The organism is Cytophagia bacterium CHB2 (assembly GCA_030263535.1).
In the GTDB taxonomy this organism is placed as follows: domain Bacteria; phylum Zhuqueibacterota; class Zhuqueibacteria; order Zhuqueibacterales; family Zhuqueibacteraceae; genus Coneutiohabitans.
Window position 1 is genome coordinate 1 of record SZPB01000574.1, and the last position, 2626, is coordinate 2626.

A 2626-nucleotide genomic window follows, 5' to 3' on the forward strand; every position below is an offset into this window, starting at 1 on the left:
TAAACCGACTTTATTATGGCTGCTTTTATGCAGTGAGTGCGTTGCTGGAGACGAAAGCGTTGAAGGCGTCTAAACACTCCGGTGTTATCGCTTTATTCAATCAACATTTCGTCAAAACCGGCGTCGTTCGCAAAGAGTTGGGAGAGCTTTTTCGCTACATGTTTGATTCGCGCCAAGGAGGGGACTATACTGACTTCCCTGATTTTACTGCCGAAGAAGTGGCCCAGCTACGTCAATCAGCTACAAACCTTGTTGACGAAATCGCCCGTTTTCTCGAAAAAGAATCGCAGTAAGCATTGCCTGCCGTTTGAGCGTGGGGTAATCGCCTTCAGCAAAAAATAAAATCTTTGTCAATAATATTGCCATGATCTCGAAGGGCAAGAGAATCCTCCTCGAAATCTGCACGGCCTCGCTGGAAGATTGCCAGGCCGCGCAGGAGGGCGGCGCGGATCGCGTGGAGTTGAACTCTGCCTTGTCGCTCGGTGGACTCACGCCTTCACTCGGATTGTTGCAGGAAGCCCGGCAAGCGCTGCGCATTCCGATCATCGTCATGATACGTCCGCGACCAGCCGGTTTTTGCTACAGCGCAAGCGAATTCACCGTCATGCAACGCGAGGTTGAGTTGGCGCTGGCGCATGGCGCGGAGGGCATTGCCTTCGGCATTTTGCATGAAGACGGTACGATCGACCAGCCACGTTGTGCGAGCATTATTCAACAAGCTGCTGGCCGTGAAATCGTGTTTCACCGCGCATTTGATGTTACGCCTGATGCGAGGGTTGCGCTCGAACAGTTGATCGATTTGGGTGTGACGCGGGTGTTGACGTCCGGGCAGGAGAGCAGCGCGTATAACGGCGCGACTCGCATCGCCGAACGCATCGAGCAGGCTGCCGGACGCATTCAAATTTTGCCGGCGGGTGGGATCAATCGCTTTACCATAGCAGATATACTCAGCCGCACCGGCTGCGAGCAAGTGCATGCCTCTCTCACTATGACTAAAGTCGATTCTTCCACGTGCAACCGGCCGCAGGTGAAGTTTGGCAATGCCGGACTTTCTGGTGAGGAGAAGTATTTTGTGACGAATCGCGTCGCGGTGGAAGAATTGCGGCGAGTATTTTTGAAGTGAGGTTTGCTGTTCGTGAGCTCCGCTGCATGGTCTTCTGGGTTATCACTGGGAATTGTGGTCGGTGCAATCCGGCGGCATGACGCCGATGCAAGCGTTGCGTTGCGCCACGATTTTCGGTGCAGAAGCCATCGGTTTTCAGAAAGATTTAGGCTCGCTGGAAGTGGGCAAGCTCGCGGACGTGTTGGTGCTGGAGAAAAATCTGCTGGAAAATATCCAATACACGAATTCAATTCAATATTTCATGAAAAACGGCTTGATGTATGACGCCAACTCGCTCGATCAAATCTTGCCGGTGGAGAAAAAGCTGGCAAAGCCGTACTGGCTCGAAGGTGAGCCGGCCATGATGAGAACAAATTAGTTCTGCGCAAAACTGAAAGGACGTTTGATGAAGAGATTTCGCCTTGTCTTGTTTATACTTCTACTGGGATTGTCCGTTGTTGCAGAGGCACTCGCGCAGCCGAAGATTTATCTTGTCCGTCATGCTGAAAAACTTGACGGCTGGTTTGAAGCGGGAGAACTGGATCGCTTTCAGCCGTTGAGTGCGGAAGGGATTGCCACCGCGGAACGTGTTGCGGCGCAATTCAAAGCTGGTGAAATCGCGGCCATTTTCAGCAGCGCGACGACGCGCACGCTGCACACGGCTCTGGTCATCTCACAAAAAGTAAACGCCCCCGTAACGGTTGCGACCGCATGCGTCGACACCGCGGAGATTGCCGCGTTTTATGCGGATTTGATTAAGCGATTCAAACCCGACCAAGCCGTGGTGCTGGTTTCACATTCCAACATCATCCCATGGTTCTTGATCAAGGCCGGGCTGACCAAAGGTTGCTGGGAATCTCTTGGCGTGCTCAGCACGTTTTTTGATCCTGAACCGCGCATTGACGGATATGAGCATTACTGGGCCATCACCCGCCTCGGCAAAACTGTGAAAGCTTGCGAAGGATTCGAACGAAGGCAGTTTTGAGAACAAACACCCGTCGCTAAAATACAAACGCTCACGAAAAACATGTTTTCCGTGAGCGTTTTTGCTTTTATAAAAATTCAGCAAGCTTACTTGAGTAATTGCATCCGGGCAGTGGTGATGCGATCGCCGTATTGCAAACGCAGGATGTACATGCCCGAGGACACCGGCAAGCCGGCTTGATTGCGGCCATTCCAACGCTGCAAATGTTCGCCCGGGTTGAGGTCTCTATTGATCAAGGTGCGCACGAGCTGGCCGTTCACGTTGAAGATTTGCAACTTGACGCTCGCCGGCTGATCGAGACGGAAGCGAATCGTGGTCTCCGGGTTGAAGGGATTAGGATAAACTTCTGCGGAGAATTTGTAATCCTCAATGGCGCCTTGCGCGAGGTGTTCTTGCGGAGCCGGGCCGCCCGTCTTCGGCAAGCTCGTGAGCAGCAGCAGATTATACCACACTTCATTGCGCGTAGTATTCGAGGAGGCGATCATGAGATTGGTCGCGCTTGTCACAGGGTGCGCGGGACCGGAAGAATCAAAGAAAAG

At 52.6% G+C, this 2626-nt stretch carries 5 protein-coding genes; 4 read left to right on the forward strand and 1 reads right to left on the reverse strand.

Annotated elements, in window-relative coordinates; all coding sequences use genetic code 11:
* The 4 genes from FBQ85_29035 to FBQ85_29050 form a co-directional block, all read left to right on the forward strand.
* The coding region (locus FBQ85_29035; protein ID MDL1879178.1) for a HEPN domain-containing protein at nucleotides 1–293 on the forward strand (293 nt) is incomplete at its 5' end.
* Nucleotides 294–364: 71 nt separating this feature from the next.
* Nucleotides 365–1123, forward strand: a complete 759-nt coding sequence (locus tag FBQ85_29040) for a copper homeostasis protein CutC (protein ID MDL1879179.1) — start codon at nucleotides 365–367, stop codon at nucleotides 1121–1123.
* A 76-nt stretch (nucleotides 1124–1199) separates the two neighbouring features.
* On the forward strand, nucleotides 1200–1481 hold the full coding sequence (locus FBQ85_29045; protein MDL1879180.1) for a hypothetical protein: 282 nt from the start codon (nucleotides 1200–1202) through the stop codon (nucleotides 1479–1481).
* Between the two features lie 27 nt (nucleotides 1482–1508).
* Nucleotides 1509–2087: a histidine phosphatase family protein gene (locus tag FBQ85_29050; protein MDL1879181.1), complete on the forward strand. Its 579-nt coding sequence runs from the start codon at nucleotides 1509–1511 to the stop codon at nucleotides 2085–2087.
* 86 nt (nucleotides 2088–2173) lie between these two features.
* Here the strand turns inward: FBQ85_29050 and FBQ85_29055 are convergent, their stop codons facing one another.
* Complete coding sequence (locus tag FBQ85_29055; protein MDL1879182.1) at nucleotides 2174–2572, reverse strand: T9SS type A sorting domain-containing protein; 399 nt, start codon at nucleotides 2570–2572, stop codon at nucleotides 2174–2176.
* Nucleotides 2573–2626 lie beyond the last annotated feature (54 nt).